Source organism: Roseivivax halotolerans, assembly GCF_900115815.1.
In the GTDB taxonomy this organism is placed as follows: Bacteria; Pseudomonadota; Alphaproteobacteria; order Rhodobacterales; family Rhodobacteraceae; genus Roseivivax; species Roseivivax halotolerans.
The window spans coordinates 229,300-248,145 of record NZ_FOXV01000001.1; the positions used below are offsets into that span (position 1 = coordinate 229,300).

At 65.7% G+C, this 18,846-nt stretch carries 18 protein-coding genes; 4 read left to right on the forward strand and 14 right to left on the reverse strand.

Annotation, left to right across the window (positions count from 1 at the left end; translation table 11 throughout):
* Positions 1–21 precede the first annotated feature (21 nt).
* Together BM171_RS01130 and BM171_RS01135 are read right to left on the reverse strand one after the other, a co-directional pair.
* Positions 22–1,200, reverse strand: coding sequence for an aminotransferase class I/II-fold pyridoxal phosphate-dependent enzyme (locus tag BM171_RS01130; RefSeq protein ID WP_093008951.1), 1,179 nt, complete (start codon positions 1,198–1,200; stop codon positions 22–24).
* A gap of 135 nt (positions 1,201–1,335) precedes the next feature.
* Complete coding sequence (locus BM171_RS01135) at positions 1,336–2,667, reverse strand: amidase (protein WP_093008952.1); 1,332 nt, start codon at positions 2,665–2,667, stop codon at positions 1,336–1,338.
* A 45-nt stretch (positions 2,668–2,712) separates the two neighbouring features.
* Between BM171_RS01135 and BM171_RS01140 the strand changes: the two genes are divergently transcribed.
* The gene (locus tag BM171_RS01140) at positions 2,713–3,972 is read left to right on the forward strand and encodes an FAD-dependent monooxygenase (protein ID WP_093008953.1); all 1,260 of its coding nucleotides are present in this window, start codon (positions 2,713–2,715) and stop codon (positions 3,970–3,972) included.
* A 3-nt stretch (positions 3,973–3,975) separates the two neighbouring features.
* On the opposite strand, the gene BM171_RS01145 is transcribed toward BM171_RS01140, so the two are convergent.
* The gene (locus BM171_RS01145) at positions 3,976–4,485 is read right to left on the reverse strand and encodes a lytic transglycosylase domain-containing protein (protein ID WP_093008954.1); all 510 of its coding nucleotides are present in this window, start codon (positions 4,483–4,485) and stop codon (positions 3,976–3,978) included.
* A 125-nt stretch (positions 4,486–4,610) separates the two neighbouring features.
* Between BM171_RS01145 and BM171_RS01150 the strand changes: the two genes are divergently transcribed.
* Positions 4,611–5,483 (forward strand): SDR family oxidoreductase, encoded by an 873-nt coding sequence (locus BM171_RS01150; RefSeq protein WP_093008955.1) that lies wholly within the window; start codon positions 4,611–4,613, stop codon positions 5,481–5,483.
* A 139-nt stretch (positions 5,484–5,622) separates the two neighbouring features.
* Here the strand turns inward: BM171_RS01150 and dxs are convergent, their stop codons facing one another.
* The 10 genes from dxs to BM171_RS01200 all read right to left on the reverse strand — a co-directional run bounded on the left by dxs (position 5,623) and on the right by BM171_RS01200 (position 16,031).
* Positions 5,623–7,548: a 1-deoxy-D-xylulose-5-phosphate synthase gene (gene dxs / locus BM171_RS01155; RefSeq protein ID WP_093008956.1), complete on the reverse strand. Its 1,926-nt coding sequence runs from the start codon at positions 7,546–7,548 to the stop codon at positions 5,623–5,625.
* Positions 7,549–7,584: 36 nt separating this feature from the next.
* Entirely contained in the window at positions 7,585–8,448 is an 864-nt protein-coding gene (locus tag BM171_RS01160) for a polyprenyl synthetase family protein (RefSeq protein ID WP_093008957.1), read from the reverse strand.
* Positions 8,449–8,454: 6 nt separating this feature from the next.
* Positions 8,455–8,703, reverse strand: coding sequence for an exodeoxyribonuclease VII small subunit (locus BM171_RS01165; RefSeq protein ID WP_093008958.1), 249 nt, complete (start codon positions 8,701–8,703; stop codon positions 8,455–8,457).
* Positions 8,700–9,626 carry a histone deacetylase family protein gene (locus tag BM171_RS01170; RefSeq protein ID WP_093008959.1) on the reverse strand — a complete coding sequence of 309 codons (927 nt, stop codon included), beginning with the start codon at positions 9,624–9,626 and terminating at the stop codon, positions 8,700–8,702. Before BM171_RS01170 ends, BM171_RS01165 begins: the two co-directional genes overlap by 4 nt.
* 159 nt (positions 9,627–9,785) lie before the next feature.
* Positions 9,786–10,022, reverse strand: coding sequence for a hypothetical protein (locus tag BM171_RS01175; RefSeq protein ID WP_093008960.1), 237 nt, complete (start codon positions 10,020–10,022; stop codon positions 9,786–9,788).
* A gap of 6 nt (positions 10,023–10,028) precedes the next feature.
* Entirely contained in the window at positions 10,029–10,946 is a 918-nt protein-coding gene (gene fmt, locus BM171_RS01180) for a methionyl-tRNA formyltransferase (protein ID WP_093008961.1), read from the reverse strand.
* A 68-nt stretch (positions 10,947–11,014) separates the two neighbouring features.
* Positions 11,015–12,547, reverse strand: a complete 1,533-nt coding sequence (locus BM171_RS01185; RefSeq protein ID WP_093008962.1) for an alanine/glycine:cation symporter family protein — start codon at positions 12,545–12,547, stop codon at positions 11,015–11,017.
* A gap of 12 nt (positions 12,548–12,559) precedes the next feature.
* Complete coding sequence (locus BM171_RS01190) at positions 12,560–12,994, reverse strand: universal stress protein (RefSeq protein ID WP_093008963.1); 435 nt, start codon at positions 12,992–12,994, stop codon at positions 12,560–12,562.
* 173 nt (positions 12,995–13,167) lie between these two features.
* Positions 13,168–14,763: a phosphoglycerate dehydrogenase gene (gene serA / locus BM171_RS01195; protein ID WP_093008964.1), complete on the reverse strand. Its 1,596-nt coding sequence runs from the start codon at positions 14,761–14,763 to the stop codon at positions 13,168–13,170.
* A 113-nt stretch (positions 14,764–14,876) separates the two neighbouring features.
* Entirely contained in the window at positions 14,877–16,031 is a 1,155-nt protein-coding gene (locus BM171_RS01200) for a phosphoserine transaminase (protein ID WP_093008965.1), read from the reverse strand.
* Positions 16,032–16,256: 225 nt separating this feature from the next.
* Between BM171_RS01200 and serB the strand changes: the two genes are divergently transcribed.
* Positions 16,257–17,135 (forward strand): phosphoserine phosphatase SerB, encoded by an 879-nt coding sequence (serB, locus tag BM171_RS01205; RefSeq protein ID WP_093008966.1) that lies wholly within the window; start codon positions 16,257–16,259, stop codon positions 17,133–17,135.
* Here the strand turns inward: serB and BM171_RS01210 are convergent.
* A complete protein-coding gene (locus BM171_RS01210; RefSeq protein ID WP_093008967.1) occupies positions 17,132–18,133 on the reverse strand; it encodes an asparaginase in 1,002 nt (333 codons plus the stop codon). The genes serB and BM171_RS01210 overlap by 4 nt on opposite strands.
* A 168-nt stretch (positions 18,134–18,301) precedes the next feature.
* Here BM171_RS01210 and BM171_RS01215 point away from each other — a divergent pair, with 168 nt between their 5' ends.
* A complete protein-coding gene (locus tag BM171_RS01215) occupies positions 18,302–18,829 on the forward strand; it encodes an invasion associated locus B family protein (RefSeq protein WP_175497466.1) in 528 nt (175 codons plus the stop codon).
* Positions 18,830–18,846 lie beyond the last annotated feature (17 nt).

Consider the following 18,846-nt stretch of genomic DNA (forward strand, 5'->3'; position numbering starts at 1 on the left):
CGGTCTTTTGTAATTATGCACTCAGTCGTAGAGGCAGGCGCGCAATCTCTCGAGCCCGTCCTGCATCTCGTCTCTCGGGGCGACCATCGCCGCCCGGATATACCCTGTTCCCGGATTGCCCGAAGGCGTCTCTCGGGAGAGATAGGCGCCGGGCAAAACCCGAACGCCCGTGTCGCGCCAAAGCTTCAGCGCCGCCGCTTCGCCATCCTCGACAGGCAGCCATAGGAAAAACCCGGCCTCGGGTGCCCCGGCGCCGTCGATGCCTTCGAACACGCGATCGGCGATATCGAATTTCTCGACGTAAAGCCGGCGGCTCTCTTCGACATGCGCTTCATCCGCCCAGACCTTTTCCGCCACGCGCTGAAGCGGCATCGGTAGAGGTGCGCCGGAATAGGCACGAAGCTGGCGAATGCGCGCGATGCTCTCGGGACCGCCCGCGACGAAGCCGGAGCGCAGGCCCGGCAGGTTCGACCGCTTGGAGAGCGAATGAAACACGACAACCCGTTCGGGGCTGACGCCCATGTCGCGCGCCACCTCGAGCGCGCCGATCGGCGGCACGTCGCGGTAGATCTCGGAATAGCACTCGTCCGCGAGAATCTGGAAATCGTGTTCCTCGGCGAGGCCAATGAGCCGCTCCCAATAAGCGCGATCGGCCACCGCGCCCTGCGGGTTCGCTGGCGAGCAAATGTAGCACAGCGCGGTGCGCTCCAGCACATCGCGCGGCAGGCCCGCATAATCGGGCAGATGCCCGGTCTCGGCCGTGGCGGGCACGTAGACAGCCTCTGCGTTCACCGAAAGAGCCGCGACCGCGTAGACCTGGTAGAACGGGTTCGGCGTCAGGATCACAGGCTGCTTGCCACCCTTCGTCTCGGGGCAAAGCGCCATCGCCGCGTTGTAGAGCCCTTCCCGCGTGCCGTTCAGCGCCATGACGCGGGTTTCAGGATCGAGATCGACGCCATAGCGGCGACCCAGCCAATCGGTGATCGCGCGGCGTAGCTCTTCGCTGCCTTCGTTCACGGGATAGCGCGAGAACTCGTTCACATGTCGCGCTAGCACCTCGCCCACCCAATCCGGGAAGGCGTGGCGCGGCTCACCGATCGTCATGTGGACGACCGGCCCGCCGGGCTCATACGCGTCGAGAAGCGCCCGAAGGCGCGGAAACGCATAGGCCGGAAGGTCCGAAAACCGTTCGGGAAACATGCTCGACTGCCTCGTGAATGCGGGATCGTTCCTGCCCCGCTTTGAGGGGACGATACCCTGTCAGGGGGAGGGTCGTCCAGAAATTCCCAGAACTCTCAAGGAGCTGTGGCAGGAAATCCGCATTGACAGAAAAGTCTATGCAAGGGCGCGTTCTGTCTCTGCCGCAACGCGCAAAAGCCGCGACTCGCCCCAAGGCGCGCCGTTGAGCAAAAGCCCCGCCGAGGGTGTGCCCGTCGGCAGGCTCACCCCCGCCAGACCCATGAGGTTGCCGACGCGCGTATTCCTGAGGGTGCGAAGGTTCTCCGACACATAATACTCGCCATCCGTCATCAGCCGCTCCGCCTCGGGCGGCAAGTTCGGCGTCGTGGGGCAGAGCACCGCATCGACGCCGGCGGTAGCCCGCGCCCATTCCGCGCGCACGGCTTTCATCCGCTCGACCGCCCGCAGAAAGGTCGCCGCCGCAACCTCTTTGCCCGCTGCGAAGCGCGACCGCACCGCGCCGAACATCAGATCGCCCTTCTCGTCGATGAGCGCGCCCCATTCCGCCCAGGCCTCAGCGGTGTAGAGAACGCCCGCATCGCCCATCGGACCTTCAAGCGCTGGAAAGTCGAAATCCACGATCTCTGCGCCCGCCGCCCGAAGCTTCGCGAGCACGGTCTCGTAGGCCTCGGCGATTGCCGGTGAGAGATCGTCTTCCACGATCGTGCGAAGCCGGGCGAAGCGCCGTCCTGAAAGGCCCCCTGCCCTCCCCGGCACCGGCGGCTGCACGCCGTCCAGCGCCGCGAAGAGCGCCGCCGCATCGGCGACGTCGCGGCAGAGCGGCCCGACCGTGTCGAACCCTTTCGCCAGCGGCACCACACCTTCGAGGGGCAGCCGCCCCGAGGTCGTCTTGAGCCCCACAAGGTCATTCCATGCCGAGGGCACGCGGACCGATCCGCCGGTATCCGATCCGATGGCCGCGGCGGCGAGCCCGAACGCGACCGAAGCCGCTGCTCCCGACGAAGATCCCCCCGGAACGGCAGCTTGATCGTTCACGCAAGGCGGGGTGGCTGTCACCGGGTTCAACCCCAGCCCCGAAAAGGCGAGCTCGGACATATGCGTCTTGCCAAGGCAGACGAGCCCCATCGCGGCACCGTTCCGCAGCACGCGCGCATCCGCAGAGGGCACTCGTCCCGCCAGCATGGCAGAGCCCGCCTCCGTCGCGATCCCGGCCGTGTCGAACAGATCCTTCCAGCTCACCGGCACACCGTCGAGACGCGAGCGCCGCCGCCCGATGCGCGCGCGCTCCGCCGCCGCCTTCGCTTCCGCGCGGGCACGATCCGCGGTCACGCGCGCATAGATCCGGTCACGCAGCGGATGTTCGTCGATCTTCTCCAGAAAGGTCTCCGTCAGCTTGTCCGCGTCGATCTCACCGCGTCCGATGCCGTCGCCCAACGCAAGGGCGTTCATCTCCGTCCAATCGCTCATGCCGTCCTCCGTTGACCTTTCGAGACGCTAGCGGCGGGACGCCTCATGGACAATGCCGCGCACGAGAGCATATTTCGCCCCATGAAGATGGATTGCGATATCGCCATAATCGGTGGCGGCCTTGCCGGTGGCACGCTGGCCCTTGCGCTGGCTCACGCGGGCTTTGGCGTCACCTTGCTGGATGCCGCTCCGGCGGAGACCCACCGCGCGCCCGATTTCGACGGACGGTCCTATGCGCTCGCGCTGACGTCGAAGCGTCTCCTGGCGAATCTCGGGCTCTGGGACGTGCTCGGCCCCGATAGCCAGCCGATGAATCGGATCAAGGTGACCGACGGGCGCGTCGGCGATGCCTCGGTCGCACTTGGCCTCGAGTTCGACAGCGCGGAACTCGAGGAAGGGCCGATGGGCCACATGGTCGAGGACCGGCACCTGCGCGCGGCTATGCTCGATGCGCTGGACGCCGCGCCGGGAATCGACCACCGCACCGGCACGCGCGTCACGAACCAAAGCGCGGCGGAACATGGCGCGACGCTGGCGCTTGAGGATGGACGTGACATCACCGCGCCCCTCGTGATCGCCGCCGATGGCCGCCAGAGCGGCACTGCCCGTCGCGCCGGCATCACGCGCACGGGATGGGACTACCCCCAGACCGCGCTCGTCTGCGCCATTGCCCATGAGCGGGATCATGGCGGCACCGCCCACCAGCTCTTCCTGCCCTCCGGTCCGCTCGCGATCCTGCCACTGACCGGCAACCGCTCCTCCATCGTCTGGAGCGAACGGCGCGGCCTTGCGGAAGACATCAACGCCTTGTCCGAAGAAGATTACCTGACCGTGCTGCGACCCCGTTTCGGGGATTTCCTCGGCGAGGTTTCACTCGCCGGCGCGCGCTACAGCTATCCTCTGAACCTGACGCTGGCCGACAGCCTCACCGCGCCCCGCCTCGCGCTCGTGGGCGATGCCGCGCACGGCGTGCATCCGATCGCGGGCCAAGGCCTCAATGCAGGTCTGAAAGACGTCGCGACGCTGGCCGACGTTCTGTCCTCCGCCCGCCGCCGGGGTGAGGATATCGGTGCGCCGCAGGTTCTGGACCGCTACGCGCGGTGGCGGCGCTTCGACACGTCAAGCCTCGGGCTCGCGACCGATGTCTTCAACCGCCTCTTCTCGAACGACAGCGCGGCGCTTCGGGCGATCCGCGATCTCGGCATGCAGGCGGTCAATGCCGCGCCCGGTCTGCGCCGGGTCTTCATGCGCGAGGCGGCAGGCCTTTCGGGCGAGTTGCCCGAACTCATGGCCCGCGAGCGCTGATCCTCAGCCCGGGCGCAGCCCGGTCTCGACGAGCATGCCCTGCCGCTTGGCCTCGTAGTAGTAACCGCGCGCATACCAACTGACCGCAGTGCCGTGATCGCCGTCCGACAAAAGCCAGGCGCCGCGCAGGTATTTCACCGCGTATTTGAGGTTCGTCTCCGCATCCAAGAGATCCTCGGGCGCGCCGCGGAAGCCCATTGTTCGTGCGGTCGCGGGCAGGATCTGCATGAGCCCGTAATACGGCCCGTTCCGCGCCCAGGGCCGATGCGTACTCTCGCGAATGACGACGCGATGCACCAGCTTGCGCGGAACCTGATAATAGTCGGCATATTCGTTGATGAGTGCACGCAGCTCTTCGGTCTCGTTCGGGTGAAGCGGCGGATTGTAGCTGTCGACCGGTTCGGGCGCAGCGGCGAATTGCAGCCGCTCGGTCGATCCAAGGTCGGGAAGAGAACAGGCAGACAGAACGGAACCGAGTAAAAGAGCCAAGGCGAAACGAAGCATATCCGTCATCCGGAATTGTTGAACTGCCTCGCTTGTGCCCTCTGCCCATGATTCGCGCGACCCCGGCCTTGCGCGGTAGGCGGGGCGCCGCCCATCCCTTGCCAAATGCGCGGGCGCGCGCCAGTTTCGCGACCATGACAGGCACGCTTCTTTCACTGGGTCACGGCTATTCCGCGCGCGCGCTGGCAGCGCGGCTTTTGCCGCAAGGCTGGACCGTGATCGGCACGACCCGCGCTCCCGATAAGCTGGGCTCGCTCGCCGAGACCGGGATCGAGCCGATTCTCTGGGACCGCGAAGCGGTCGAGCGGGCCTTGGCCCGCGCCGATCATCTCCTGATGTCCGCCGCCCCAGGCGACGAGGGCGATCCGGCCCTTGCGCTCGCACGCGACACCATCGCCGCGCGGGCACCAAATATCCGCTGGGCGGGCTATCTTTCCACCACCGGCGTCTACGGCGATGCGGACGGCGCGTGGATCGACGAGACGGCACCTCTCAATGCCCATAGCCGGCGCGGGCGCGCGCGCGTGAAAGCCGAAGCCGACTGGGCCGCGATACCCGGCCTGCCGATCCATATCTTCCGCCTTGCTGGCATCTACGGGCCGGGCCGCGGCCCGTTCGCCAAGGTCCGCGAGGGACGCGCACAGCGGGTGGTCAAACCCGGACAGGTTTTCTCGCGCACCCACGTGGAGGACATCGCCCGCGTGCTGGAAGCCTCCATCGCACATCCGACCCCGGGCGAGGCCTTCAATGTCTGCGATGACGAACCCGCCCCGCCACAGGACGTGATCGCCCATGCCGCCGAACTGCTCGGCCTGCCGATCCCGCCCGAAGTCCCCTTCGACGAAGCCGACATGAGCCCCATGGCCCGCAGCTTCTATGCCGATAACAAACGCACATCGAACGAGAAGGTGAAGCACATGCTTGACCTTGAAATGCGCTACCCGACCTACCGCGAAGGCCTCGCCGCCCTCTTGCGCGAGACCGAAGGGGACAGCGGCACGCCCTGATCTTTGGGTTGGGACAAATACCGCGGGGGTGAATTGGCGGCCCCGCCGCCAAGAGGGGGCAGCGCCCCCTTCGCTGCCCGATGATCGGCACGATCAGCGGGCCAGACATGCCCCGCGCGGCACGCGCGGGACCGCTGTATCAGGCGCGCTTTTCCATGCGCGCAACACCCAGGACGTCGAGAACTTTCGCCTCGATATCAGAGGCGTTCAGCCTTGCGACGGCATACATGTCCGCCGGGCTCGCCTGGTCGATGAACGTGTCGGGCAGCACCATGGAGCGGTATTTCAGACCGGTATCGAACACGCCTTCCTCGGCCAGCAGCTGCGCGACATGGCTTCCGAAGCCGCCGATCGCGCCTTCCTCGATCGTCACGAGTGCCTCGTGATCCCGCGCAAGGCCGAGGATCAGTTCGCGGTCGAGAGGTTTCACAAAGCGCGCATCGGCGATAGTCGGATTGATGCCCCGCGCCTCCAGAGCCTCCGCGGCCTGCAACACTTCCTTCAGCCGCGCCCCGTAGGACAGGATCGCGACGCGTGCGCCCTCGCGGATCATCCGGCCCTTGCCGATCTCGAGGATTTCTCCCCGTTCCGGCATCTCCACACCCATGCCCTCGCCGCGCGGATAGCGGAACGCGATCGGCCCGTCGTCATGCGCCGCGGCTGTTGCGACCATGTGCTTGAGCTCTGCCTCGTCCGCCGCGGCCATCACGGTGAAACCCGGCAGATTGGCCAGATACGCCACGTCGTAGCTGCCCGCATGGGTCGCCCCGTCGGCACCGACGAGCCCCGCACGATCGATGGCGAACCGCACCGGCAGCCGCTGTATGGCGACATCGTGCACGACCTGGTCGAAGCCGCGCTGGAGGAAGGTCGAATAGATCGCCGCGAACGGCCGCATCCCGCCCGCGGCGAGGCCCGCGCAGAAGGTCACGCCGTGCTGCTCGGCGATACCCACGTCGAAGCAGCGCGACGGAAACCGCTCGGCCATCAGGTTGAGTCCGGTCCCATCCGGCATCGCCGCTGTCACCGCGCAGATCCGGCTGTCCTCCTCGGCAAGCTCCACCAACGTCTGACCGAAGACCTTGGTATAGGCCGGTGCATTGGAGGCCGCCTTCTTCTGCTCGCCCGAGCTCACGTCGAATTTCGCCGTCGCATGGCCCCGGTCCGGGCGGCCTTCAGCGGGCGCGTAGCCCTTGCCCTTCTTGGTGATGCAATGAATGAGGATCGGCCCATCCGCCCGCGCCTTCACGGTCCTCAGGACCGGCAGCAGGCTTTCCATGTCATGCCCGTCGATGGGTCCGATATAGGAAAAGCCGAGCGCTTCGAAGAGCGTGCCTCCGACGGCCATGCCCTTGATCATGTCCTTGGCCCGCCTGGCCCCTTCGCGGAATGGCTCCGGCAGAAAGCTCACCGCTCCCTTGGCGACATCCTTCAGTGAATGGAACGGCGCCTCGGCATAGAGCCGCGAGAGATAGGACGACATCGCTCCCACGGGAGGCGCGATGGACATCTCGTTGTCGTTCAGGATCACGATCAGCCGTTTGCCGAGGTGGCCGGCATGGTTCATCGCCTCGTAGGCCATGCCCGCCGACATCGCGCCGTCGCCGATGACCGCGATGGCATCGCCATGCCCCGTCTCGGACGCGCCGTTCAAATCGCGCGCCACCGCGAACCCCAGGCTCGCTGAAATCGACGTCGAACTGTGGGCCGCCCCGAACGGATCGTAGGGGCTTTCGGAACGCTTGGTGAAGCCCGACAGCCCGTCCTTCTGGCGCAGCGTGCGGATACGGTCGCGCCGCCCCGTGAGGATCTTGTGCGGATAGCTCTGATGGCTCACATCCCAGACGATCTTGTCCCGCGGCGCATCCCAGACCGCGTGCAGCGCGACGGTCAGTTCCACGACGCCCAGCCCCGCGCCGAGATGCCCGCCCGTCTCGGAGACGGCCGAGATCGTCTCGGCGCGCAACTCGTCCGCCACCTGTCGGAGCTCGGTATCAGAGAAGGCCTTGAGGTCTGCCGGTGTATGGACGCGGTCAAGCAGCGGTGTTTGGGGGCGGTCGGACATCGTCACTCACATCTGGTTCGGTCTGCCCGGAATGGATCAGGCTTTCCGGGCGATAACGAAGCGGGCGGCCTCGATCAAGCCGCGTGCCTCCTTGCCGTAGTCAGATAGGGCCGTCTCGGCGCTGTCCACCAGCTCGGCCGCGCGCGCCTTCGCGCCACCCAGCCCCAGGAGCGAGACGAAGGTGGCCTTGCCTCGATCGGCATCCTTGCCCGCCGCCTTGCCCATCGCCGCTGCGTCGCCCTCGATGTCGAGGATGTCGTCGGCAATCTGGAAAGCGAGGCCCAGCGCATCGGCATAGGCCCGCATCGGCGCGGAATCAGCCCCGGCAAGGCGCGGACCCGCTTCCGCGGCCCAGCGAATGAGCGCGCCGGTCTTGCCCGCCTGGAGGGCCGTGATCTCCTCGAGGTCTAGCGGCGTGCCCGCGCTCTCGGCGGCAATATCGAGCGCCTGGCCCAGAACCATGCCCTCCGCCCCGCTCGCACGTGCGAGGCTCAGGGCGAGATCCGCACGCACCGACGGATCGGGATGCGCCTCGGGCGCAAGGCAGAGCTCGAAGCCCAGCGCCTGCAGACCGTCCCCCACCAGGATCGCGGTCGCCTCGTCCCATTTTCGATGCACGGTCGGCTGACCGCGCCGCAGATCATCGTCATCCATCGCCGGCAGATCGTCATGAACGAGGCTGTAGGCATGCACGGCCTCGATGGCGAGCGCGGCATTCAGCGCATCGCCCGCGCCGTGCAGCCGCGCGCCTTCAAGTGCGAGATAGCCGCGCAGGCGTTTACCGCCGCGCGTGGCATAGGCCATCCCGCGGTGAAGCGGCAGATCCGCGCGGGCCTCGAAAAGCCTGTCGAACCCGCCCTGGATCCGGGTCTGCGCCTCCGTCAGTCCGGCCTCGAACATGCGAGGTCAGAGCCCCTCGACCGGGGTCGTCCCCTTGGGCTGGCCCTCGGCGTCGAGCGTGATCGCCGCGACCTTTTCCTCGGCCTCTTTCAGCTTCTGCTCGCAACGCTTCTTGAGCTTCGCACCGCGTTCGTAAAGCGCGATCGACTGCTCGAGCGGCACGTCCCCGCGTTCGAGTTGCCCCACGACCTCTTCAAGTGCGCGCATCGCTTCCTCGAAACTCATCTCTTCGACGGGCTTGCCTTCGTCGCTCATTCGCCTGCCTCCATCAATGCGCGCACATGCGCCGCCCCGGCCTCGGACAGCGCCTGAAGATCATAGCCGCCCTCGAGTGTCGAGACCACGCGGCCGCCGCAGACCTCGCTGGCCAGCTCGCAAAGCCGCTCGGTCAGCCAGCGGAAATCCTCGGTCTGCCAGTTCAGGTTGGCCAGCGGATCGTCGGCATGGGCATCGAACCCTGCCGACAGGATGATGAGCTCGGGGGCGAAATCCCGCAGCCGCGGGAAGACCCGGTCCTCGTAGACCTCGCGCATCCGCGACCCGTCGCTCCCGGGCGGCAGCGGCAGGTTCAGCACGTTGTCATGGGCTCCGGTCTCGTGCGACGCGCCGGTGCCGGGCCAGAGCGGCGACTGGTGCGAGGTGATCGTCAGCGCCCGCCTCTCGTGCCAAAGAAGATCCTGAGTGCCATTGCCGTGATGCACGTCGAAATCGACGACAGCCACGCGCGAAAGACCCCGCGACTCGAGCGCGTATTTCGCACCGATTGCCGCGGTCCCGAACAGGCAGAAGCCCATCGCCGTCGTCCGTTCCGCGTGATGGCCGGGCGGGCGCATCGCAACGAAGGCATTGGCGACCTCGCCGTCCAGCACCATGTCGATGGCCTTCACGATCCCCCCCGCCGCGCGCCGCGCCGCATCGAGCGATCCCGGCGACAGCCAGGTATCCCCATCGACCTGATGCAAGCCCCGCGACGGCAGATGGCTCTCGAGCGAGCCGATATAGCTCGGCGGATGACAGCGCTCGATATCGCTGTCCTCCGCCAACGGCGCGGGCACGCGCATCAGCGGGAAGGCGGCCAGCGCATGCAGGAGATGCTCGATCCGCGCCACCCGCTCGGGATGACCTTCGGGCGTGACGTGATGCAATGCGGCGTCATGGGTGAGAAGGGCAGTGACCAAGGCGCATCCTTTCCTGAACGGGCTCGAACAAACCGCGAAACGGCGCCGCTGGCAACCCGGTGACCGGCGCCCCCTTTGGATTGGGACAAATACCGCGAGAGCGCGAGAGCTGGCTCTCGCCGGCCGGGTCCGGGGCTCGATGCCCCGGGACCGGACGCGCTAGCGCCGCCAGTGGGTCGGCACGATGATGAGCGCGCCAACCGAAGCCAGAATCGCGTTCCAGCCCTGTCGGCCAAAACCGATGCCGAACATGATCGAAACGAAATAGAACAGGAAGGCGCCGCCGACGCAGATGATGACGCTGGCAAGCACACCGTTATGCGTGAAGCCGGACCGCTCCGAGAGATATCCGACGATGCCCGCGATCACCACGGTGCCGATCAGGGTTGGGAACACCTCGCCTCACTCCTCTCCGAGCCGATCGCCCGGGACAAGACCTGCCCCGCGCAGGAACGCATCGGCATCCTGCGCACCGCGTCCTGCCTTCTGCAAGCGCGTAACTTCGATCGCGCCATCGCCGCAGGCGACGCGGAGGCCGGGCCCGCCCAGGACTTCGCCCGGCGCGCCCTCCCCGTCCGACATCCGGCTCCCGAGAAGTTTCAGCCGCTCGCCACGCGCCTCGGTCCAGGCGCCGGGAAAGGGGGCAAGCGCGCGGATCTGCCGATCGACGATACGGGCGGGCCGCGTCCAATCGATACGGGCCTCCGATTTCTCGATCTTGGTCGCGTAGATCACGCCCTCGTCGGGCTGCGGTTCAGGGGTGAGCGTGGACAGCCTCGAAAGCGTGTCGACGATCATCCGCGCGCCCATCTCCGACAGCCGGTCGTGCAGGGTCTCGCTTGTCTCCTCCGCTGCGATCTCGGTCGCCTCGGCCATGAGGACGGGGCCGGTATCGAGACCCGCTTCCATCTGCATCACGGCGATGCCGGTCATCCGGTCGCCTGCGAGGATCGCGCGCTGGATGGGCGCGGCCCCGCGCCAGCGAGGCAGGAGGGACGCATGGATGTTGAGGCAGCCGTAATCCGGTGCATCGAGGACCGGCTGGGGCAGGATCAGCCCGTAGGCGACGACCACCGCGACCTCGGCCTCGAGCGCAGCAAAGGCCGCCTGCTCGTCAGCTCCCTTCAAGGATGCCGGGTGGCGCACCTCCAGCCCAAGTTCGAGTGCGCGCGCGTGGACCGGGGTCGGCCGGTCTTTCTTGCCGCGCCCGGCGGGCCGGGGCGGCTGGCAATAGACCGCGGCGATCTCGTGTCCGGCCGCCGCCAGCGCCTCCAGGACCGGAACCGAAAAGTCCGGCGTGCCCATGAATACGACGCGCATCGCGCACCAACTCCTTTTGTCTGTCCCACCCGGCTTATCGCGCCGGGCGGATCAGGAAAAGGGTGGCCTCATTTCACCTTGCGGATCTCGCCCGAGCGCAGCTTCTCGGAATATTTCCGAAGCTCCTGCTTCACCAGCGGCATCAGGAAGTAGAGCCCGATCACGTTGAAGATCGCCATCGAGAAGAGCGCCGCATCGGAGAAGGCGATGACCGGATCCAGGCTCGCCGCCGCTCCGATCACGACGAAGAAGCAGAAGATCGCCTTGAAGACGAGCTCCTTGCCCTTGCCTTCGCCGAATAGGAAGGTCCAGGCCTTGAGGCCGTAATAAGACCAGCTCAACATCGTCGAGAAGGCAAAGAGCACCACCGCGACGGCCAGCACGATCGGGAACCAGGAGAACGCCGTCGCGAAGGCGTCCGAGGTCAGCGCGACACCCGTTGCCCCCGACTGGGTCACGATCTGACCGTTCTCGACCACGAAGAGCCCGGTCTCGGGATCGGTGACGAGTTGATCGGAGATGATGATGACAAGCGCGGTAATGGTGCAGATCACGACCGTGTCGATGAAGGGCTCGAGAAGCGCGACGAAGCCCTCGGTGATCGGCTCCTTGGTTTTCACCGCCGAGTGGGCGATGGCCGCCGAGCCGATGCCCGCCTCGTTCGAGAAGGCGGCGCGCCGGAAGCCCTGGATCAGCGCCCCGACCATGCCGCCGGCGACACCGAGCCCGGTGAAGGCGCCCTCGATGATGCGGCTGAAGGCGATGCCGATCTGGTCGAAATTGGCGAGGATGATGACGAGCGCCGCAAGGACGTAAAGGATGCCCATGAAGGGCACGACCTTCTCCGTGACACGGGCGATGGATTTAAGACCGCCGATGATGACGACCCCGACGATCACCGCGAAGACGATGCCGGTAATCCAGCCGGGATATTCCCCTACAACGCCAGAGATCTGCTGGTGCGCCTGGTTGACCTGGAACATGTTGCCGCCGCCGAGGGCGCCGAGCAACGTGAAGACCGAAAAGCCCACGGCAAGGAAAGTGCCGCCGGGAAGGCCGCGTTCCTTGAACCCCTTGGTGAGGTAATACATCGGCCCACCCGAGACGCTGCCGTCCGGGAACTCGTTGCGATATTTCACGCCAAGCGTGCACTCGGTGAATTTCGTCGCCATGCCCAAAAGACCTGCCAGGATCATCCAGAACATCGCGCCGGGCCCGCCGATGCTCATCGCCACGGCGACGCCCGCGATATTTCCGAGCCCGACCGTGCCCGAGAGCGCGGTCGCGAGCGCCTGGAAATGGCTGACCTCACCGGCATCGTTCGGGTCGGAATAATCGCCTTTCACAAGGCGGATCGAATGTCCCACCCAGCGAAACTGCACGAAGCCGAAATAGAGCGAGAAGACCACCGCGCCGATCACCAGCCAGCCGACGATCCAAGGCACCTCGGTGCCGGGAAAGTTCGCGAAAATCAGGTCCACGTACCAGCCCGTCGAGCTTTCGAAGAGGCCGTTGATGGTCTCGTCGAGCGATTGCGCCTGCGCGCCCGTGGCCGCGAGGAGCGCGGCGAAGAAAACGAAGATGCGAGAGATGACTGACATGGTCTGGCTCCTTCAGGGAAGGATGGTGCAGGGCACAGGCGAGACCTGGACCAGCGTTGCGGCGGTGGAGCCGAAAAGACGGGCCTTGAAGGCCGAAGAGCCATCGCGACCGACGAAGATCTGCCGGGCTTTCTCGGACTTGGCGAGCTCGACCAGGATCTCGGCGGAATGGCCGTAGCGGATCACGGGCGACACCTCGACGCCGTGTCCCGAGACCCGTTCGAGCGCAGGCGTGACCACGGCGCTTTCGGCGCGGGCCAGCTCTTCCTTGCGGCGGCGGTGGCGCTCGGCCAGCTCTTCCTGCGTCAGAAACGAATACGGCGACCATTCGAGAACATGGACAAGAATGATCGGCGTGGACGCTTCGACCGCTTGCGCGATGGCGACATCGAGCGCCCGATCCGAAGCGGGGCTGCCGTCATAGCCGACGATGAATGGATCTGACATGGGAAGGCTCCGGCTGTGGGAACAATGGAGTTCACCTAGCGCAGATGTGAAGTGCGGCCAAAGAATTGTTTTCCCAACGCATGACGCAAGGAACGCAAGAGCGGCCTTGCAAGGCAAGACCGCTCAGAAAATACGCGGCGCGGCCCCGAAGGGCCACGCGATATCCGCCCGTGTCAGGCGACGTCGAATTGCAGGTTGCGGATCTGCCGGAACAGACCGGTCTCGTGCAGTTCCTTCAGCGCCTCTGGCTTCACCGCCTCGTCGACGTAGAGAAGCGCGATCGCCTCGCCCTTGGCTGCCGAACGCCCGAGGGTAAAGTTCGCGATGTTCACGCCGTTCTTGCCCATCGTCGTGCCGAGCGTGCCGATGATGCCAGGCACGTCCTCGTTCGTCGTGTAGAGCATGTGGCGGCCGATCTCGGCGTCGATATTGATGCCCTTGATCTGGATGAAGCGCGGCTTGCCGTCCGAGAAGACCGTCCCGCCGATGGAGCGCTCGCGCTTGTCGGTTGCGACCGTCACCTTGATATAGCCCTCGAAGGCACCCGATTGCGCCTGCCGCGTGGTCGAGATCTTGATCCCGCGCTCCTTCGCGATGAGCGGCGCGGAGACCATGTTCACCTCGGGATTGATGCTCTTCATGATCCCCGCGATCAGGCTGCAATTGAGCGCCTCGAGATTCATCTCGGATACCGAACCGTCATAGAGGATGTTGATCGCCTTGATCGCCTCGTCGGTCATCTGCCCGATGAAGCTGCCGAGGTGATCGGAGAGCTTGATCCACGGCCCCATGACCTTGGCCTCTTCGGCGGTCACAGACGGCATGTTGAGCGCGTTCTGCACGGCACCGGTCAACAGGTAGTCGGCCATCTGCTCGGCGACCTGGAGTGCCACGTTCTCTTGCGCCTCGGTGGTCGCCGCGCCCAGATGCGGGGTGCAGACGACGTTCGGCAGGTTGAAGAGCGGGTTCTCCTTGGCCGGCTCCTCGGCGAAGACGTCGAAACCCGCACCGGCGACATGGCCCGACTTCAAAAGCTCGGCCAGCGCCGACTCGTCGACGAGCCCGCCGCGCGCGCAGTTGATGATCCGCACGCCCTTCTTCGTCTTCTCGAGGTTCTCCTTGGAGAGAATGTTCTTCGTCTGGTCGGTCAGTGGCACATGCAGCGTGATGAAGTCGGCGCGGCTCAAAAGCTCATCGAGCTCGACCTTCTCGACGCCCATCTTGTCGGCCTTTTCCTGGCTGAGGAACGGATCATAGGCGACGACCTTCATCCGCAAGCCCCGCGCGCGGTCGCAGACGATGCCGCCGATATTGCCCGCGCCGATGACGCCAAGGGTCTTGCCCGTCAGCTCGACCCCCATGAATTTCGACTTCTCCCACTTGCCAGCGTGGGTCGAGGCCGAAGCCTCCGGGATCTGGCGGGCAACGGCGAACATCATCGCGATGGCGTGCTCGGCGGTCGTGATCATGTTGCCGAAGGGCGTGTTCATCACGATGACGCCCTTCTTGGACGCCGCCTCCTTGTCGATATTGTCGGTGCCGATGCCGGCGCGGCCGATCACTTTCAGGTTCGGCGCATTCTCGAGGATCGTCGGCGTGACCTTGGTGGCCGAGCGGATCGCGAGACCATCGTAGTCACCGATCACCTCGGCGAGCTTGTCCTTGTCCTTGCCGAGGTCGGGCTGGAAGTCGACCTCGATGCCGCGGTCGCGGAAGATCTGCACCGCAGCGTCAGACAGTTTGTCGGAGATGAGAACCTTGGGAGCCATGTCAGTGGTCCTTTGAATGAACGATATTGGAGAGGACCGGGCCCGCCGCCCGAGACGTCACGTGACGTCTCGGACGAAATCCATATGGATTTCGGACCCGGCGGAAACCGGGATCAGGCCGCTTCGGAAAGCGCCGCGTATTCGGTGTGGTAGGCCCATTCGAGCCAGGGCAGCATCGCCTCGATATCGGAGGTCTCGACCGTGCCGCCGCACCAGATCCGAAGACCTGCCGGCGCATCGCGGTAGGAGCCGACATCGAGCGCGACGCCCTCGGCCTCGAGCCGCTTCTGAACCGACTTGGCGAAAGCCGCGGGATCCGAGATCGCGCCGTCGGTGAACTTGAGGCAGACCGAGGTGTTCGACCGGGTCGCACGATCCTGCGCGAGGTTGTCGATCCAGTCCCGGCTCTCGCAGAAGTCCCAGACCGCCTGCGCGTTGGCATCGGCCCGCGCCATCAGGCCCTTGAGGCCACCGACAGAGCGCGCCCAGTCGAGCGCGACGAGGTAATCCTCGACCGCGAGCATGGAGGGCGTGTTGATCGTTTCACCGATGAAGATGCCTTCGTTGAGCTTTCCGCCTTTGGTCAGGCGGAAGATCTTCGGCAGCGGCCAGGGCGGCGTATAGCTCTCGAGCCGCTCCACCGCGCGGGGGCTCAGGATGAGGATGCCATGCGCGGCCTCACCGCCCAGCACTTTCTGCCAGGAGAAGGTCGTCACATCGAGCTTGTCCCAGGGCAGATCCTGCGCGAACGCCGCCGAGGTCGCATCGCACAAGGTCAGACCCGCGCGATCCGCGGGGATCGCCTCACCCGACGGCATCCGCACGCCCGATGTCGTGCCGTTCCAGGTGAAGCAGACGTCGCGGTCATAATCGAGCGACGCCATGTCGACGATCTCGCCATACTCGGCGGTATGAACCGTGTGCTCGATCTTGAGCTGCTTGACCGCGTCGGTGACCCAGCCTGCGCCGAAGCTTTCCCAGGCGACCATTTCGGCGGGCCGCTCGCCCAGCATCGTCCACATCGCCATCTCATAGGCGCCCGTGTCGGATGCCGGCACGATGCCGATGCGGTAGTCATCAGGAACGCCCAGGATCTCGCGCGTGCCATCGATCGCGGCTTTCAGCTTGTCCTTGCCCACCTTCGCGCGGTGGGACCGGCCAAGTGCCGCATCCGAGAGCATATCGAGGGAGAAACCGGGGATCTTGGCGCAAGGGCCAGAGGAAAAACGCGGGTTTTCCGGCCGCGTGCCGGGTTTGGTCAACGCCATATCTGTCTAACCTTCCAGATAGAAGCCCCTCGTTGGGGAGGGGTGTCCCGCGGACGCATCTACTGCCCGCCCCTTTGTTCCACAAGTCGCAAAAGAGCCGTGCGGCGACCTTTCGCAGCGCAAAAGCGGCATCGGTGGAGCGGATCGGAAACTTCTCGGCGCAAGCCTTTCAGGCGCGGGCCTGCCGGTTTATAGCGCGATCATGTCCATCCGAGGCTAAGCTCCATGTCCCATGTCGTCACGCTTCTCACCGCGCCCAGCGCGCCATCGCTAGAACCTGCGGCGGCCGAGGCGCTCCGCAATGCCTGGGGTGGCGGCGCGATTCATTGGCTCGCCCCGGATGAAGCCTGCGAGTTCGAAGTGCCGGGCTGTCCGGTGAACCTCGCGCAGGTCTGGCAGGATCTTCAGGCTCTGAAGATCGATCTTGTCTGCCAGCCCGCCGAAGGACGCCTGAAACGGATGCTCCTCGCGGACATGGACTCGACGATGATCCAGCAGGAATGCATCGACGAGCTGGCAGACGAGGCCGGTGTCGGCGAGCGGGTCAAAGAGATCACCGCCCGAGCCATGAACGGTGAGCTCGACTTCGAAGGCGCACTCATCGAACGCGTCTCGTTGCTCAAGGGACTTCCCGAAGCGGTGATCGCGCGCGTTTTGGCCTCCCGTATCTCGCACATGCCGGGCGGACGTGAATTGGTGGCAACGATGCGTGCCAATGGCGGTTACGCGGCGCTCGTCTCCGGCGGGTTCACGGCCTTCACGGGCGCTGTCGCCGAGGCGCTCGGTTTCGATGAACACCGCGCCAACACGCTTCTGATCGACGGCGGCACGCTGACGGGAGAAGTCGCTCGGCCGATCCTCGGACGCGAGGCCAAGGTGACGGCTCTGGAAGAGATCACCCGGCGGCTCGGCATCAACGAGAGCGATGTGATCGCAGTCGGGGACGGCGCGAACGATCTTGGCATGATCCAGCGCGCCGGAACGGGCGTGGCTCTGCATGCCAAACCGTCGGTTCAGGCCGAAGCCGAACACCGGATCAACTTCGGCGACCTGACGGCGCTCCTCTACATCCAGGGCTACGCGAAAACCGAATTTGCCGCTTAACCCAGAAGCGTCACCGCCGGTTTGATCGACCCGGTGACGATGCCGCGCCGGTTGGTGATCTGGGGCGACAGGAACCGCGCCACGTCCCTGTGATCCGCATCCAGAACACCCATCCGGACGAGCACCGCCGCGATCGCGCATTCCGCGGCCCGCGTGGCACCGTCTTGCGCCTTGATCGCGATACCTTGGCCGCGCTCTGGCAAAATCGCGATAAAGAACCCTTCCGCCCCGGTCTTGAGGGCGACAGGCTCCTTCGCGGCCTGCATCAGGAGCGTGCAGGCGCGACCCTCACCCGCAACGAGCAATGGATGTGCCATCATCGCTTCGCGCAGACGGACGCCGGCGCGCGACAGGGTATCCTCGCGGCGATGCGCCGTGGCGAACCAGGACATTGCACGCGCCATCGCGGACATCGTCGTTGCGAAATTCGGCGCCGAGCATCCGTCGATCCCGAAGCCTGGGCTTTCACGATCGGTGACCACCTCGAAGGCATCGCGGGCGGCGATCTGGACGGGATGTTCCGGCTCGACATATTCCGCGCCACCCCCAAGCTGCGCGGCGAGGGTCAGGAACCCTGCATGCTTGCCTGAGCAATTGTTGTGAAGCTGCGAGGGAGACTTGCCATCCCGAATCATCTCGAACCGCAGATTCTTGTCGCGCGACGGCTCGGGCCCGCAGCGCATCTCCGCCTCGTCGAAACCTTCGGCCGCCAGCCACTCGGCCACTTTTGCGACATGCAGCGGCGCGCCCTGATGGCTGGCACATGCCAAAGCGAGTTGTTCGGGCCCGAGCCCCCGTGCGTCGGCGGCTCCCGACGCGACAAGAGGCAGTGCCTGGATCATCTTGGCAGAGGAGCGTGGCAGGATCGTCGCGTCGGGGTCGCCCCAGGCGGCTTCGACCTCTCCATCCGGCCCGGCAATCACGACATGACCGAAATGCACCGACTCGGCGATGGGTCCGCGCCAAACTTCACACAGGCGCGCGGTGGATGGGCTCATCGGGAGTGTCCTCACAGGTTGGCGATTATCTGCCGAGAGGGCTTTTCGCCCATGGCAAAATCAGGCTAATGTCCGCGGCGAATTCGGGTTTCAACCGGCAACATAAACCGGGGCGCTTTCGGCACAACCCGAAGCTTTGAGGGTCAGGTTTTTCTGGAGGGTCAGGCAATGAAAGCTCAGATCGGGGTCGGCCTCGTCGCAGCGCTCTTCGCGTGGGGCGGCATGGCCCACGCACAGGATGAAAGCACCAACCGCGTCGATGCGATGACGGACTGGTCGGTGTTCGAGGGATCGGACCCGCGCGAATGCTGGGCGGTGACCACTTACAAGGAAAGCGTGAACACCCGCGACGGCCGCGTCGTGGCGGTGACGCGCGGCGAGATCCTGTTGATGGTCTTCTACCGCCCCGAGGCGGAAGTCATGGGCCAGGTCGCATTCACCGGGGGCTATCCCTTCGCGGAAGGCTCGACGGTTAACCTCAATATCGGCGGCACGGAATTCGAGATGTTCACCGAGGGCGAATGGGCCTGGCCGGCGACACCGCAGGACGACAATCGCATCATCACGGCGATGAAGCGCGGCGCGGACGCGGTTCTGACCGCACGCTCCTCGCGCGGCACAGCGACCGAGGATACGTTCTCGCTTCTGGGCTTCACCGCCGCGGTCGAGGATGCGGAGCGCCGCTGCACGAGCTGATCGCTCCCGAGCCGCTC